Source organism: Desulfobotulus mexicanus (assembly GCF_006175995.1).
Lineage (GTDB): Bacteria > Desulfobacterota > Desulfobacteria > Desulfobacterales > ASO4-4 > Desulfobotulus > Desulfobotulus mexicanus.
The window spans coordinates 1-1,490 of record NZ_VDMB01000065.1 but is presented as its reverse complement, the minus strand read 5'-3'; the positions used below and the strand labels follow the sequence as shown (position 1 = coordinate 1,490).

The window sequence follows — 1,490 nt, the reverse complement described above, 5'->3', positions numbered from 1 at the left end:
GGATTATGATTCTATCGATGAATCTTCATGTSGCCATGAAATAGCTGGCTCTGGGGGAAAATTGGSTCACGAAGAAGATGAAAATCATTCGTTTTAACCTGATTCATATCCCGGCCCATGTMTATGAAAAGGCATCTGCCTTGATCATAYGATGYAAAAGATCTGTGGGTTGGATGATGGAAATACGAAAAAGACTAAGCCTTTTAAAGGCTTAGACCAGCCTGACTCAGTACCAAGGCAGAAGAATAGTTTTTAGATTGTTGACTCAAAAGGGATAGCTACGCCAAAAAAATCTGTGTATTGATTTTTTCTGAGTGTTGCGTCTCATATTTGAGAATTATTCCTCATAAATAATTATTTTTGAATCCTCACCGCCCCGTTGAGGGCTGAAAAAAGCCTCCCGAAACACCACAGGAGGGGTGTGGATTAATTTGATGGAGGATTTGGGTTACATAAAATACCTTGACAGGAAAACGCCTTTCTTCTAATTATTCTTTTTGTTGCGCCCGTGGCCCAGTGGATAAGGCGTCGGCCTCCGGAGCCGAAGATCGCACGTTCGAGTCGTGCCGGGCGCGCCACAAATATAATCATTAAAGCTCCGGATTCTGTCCGGGGCTTTTTTTATTCCCCCAGTATACACTCCCCATGGAGTCACCATGCCTGCAGACTACATCCTTGCCATTGATCAGGGCACCACCAGCTCCAGAGCCTTCTGTTCAACAGAGAAAACGAAATTCTGCACATCACCCAGAAAGAATTCACCCAGTATTTTCCTGAACCCGGATGGGTGGAGCAAGATGCCATGGAAATCTGGTCTTCCGTTCAGGCGGTAGTGGCGGAAATGCTGGGCAAACCTGGAGTCAGCGGTGCTGGCATTGCAGGTATAGGCATTGCCAATCAGCGGGAAACCACGGTGATCTGGGACAGGCACACCCAGAGACCCATATACAACGCCATTGTCTGGCAGTCCCGCCAGAGTGCGGCAATCTGCGAAGAACTCAAGGCAAGGGGCCATGAATCCCTTTTCAGGGAGCGCACGGGCCTGCTGCTGGACCCCTACTTTTCCGGAACCAAGGTGAAATGGATTCTCGACCATGTTCCCGGTGCAAGGGAAAAGGCCCGGAAGGGGGATCTCCTCTTTGGCACCATCGATACATGGCTGATCTGGAAGCTCACCGGCGGCAAAGTCCATGTGACAGACCTTTCCAATGCCTCCCGCACCCTTTTGTGCAATATACACCAGTAGTGTCCGGTTAGGTTTTTGCTTGCATTAAATGATCCGGCTCTTTTAAAATTTTATTGCCTTGATTGTCTTCATCGCTATTACTATTAAAGAGTTCATTCAAAATAGTGTTTCTTATCTCACGAACTCTTTTAATTGAGACCTCTTCTCCAAATTGCTCCCGGCAGTAAATTGCCATCAATAAATAAGTAATTAAACCGCCAAGTATCTGAACCATAAGACCATGTTTTTCTCTGGCAATCAGATG

Annotated in this window: 1 tRNA gene and 2 pseudogenes; 2 read left to right on the top strand and 1 reads right to left on the bottom strand. The window is 46.5% G+C overall.

Annotated features, from left to right (window positions below):
* The first annotated feature begins 502 nt into the window (after nt 1-502).
* Both FIM25_RS16930 and FIM25_RS16925 read left to right on the top strand, forming a co-directional pair.
* Nucleotides 503-578, top strand: a tRNA-Arg gene (locus tag FIM25_RS16930).
* 125 nt (nt 579-703) lie between these two features.
* Nucleotides 704-1,246: pseudogene (locus FIM25_RS16925) on the top strand (FGGY family carbohydrate kinase); the annotation flags it as partial.
* A 7-nt stretch (nt 1,247-1,253) separates the two neighbouring features.
* Here FIM25_RS16925 and FIM25_RS17815 read toward each other — a convergent pair.
* A pseudogene (locus FIM25_RS17815) lies at nt 1,254-1,490 on the bottom strand (IS4 family transposase); the annotation flags it as partial.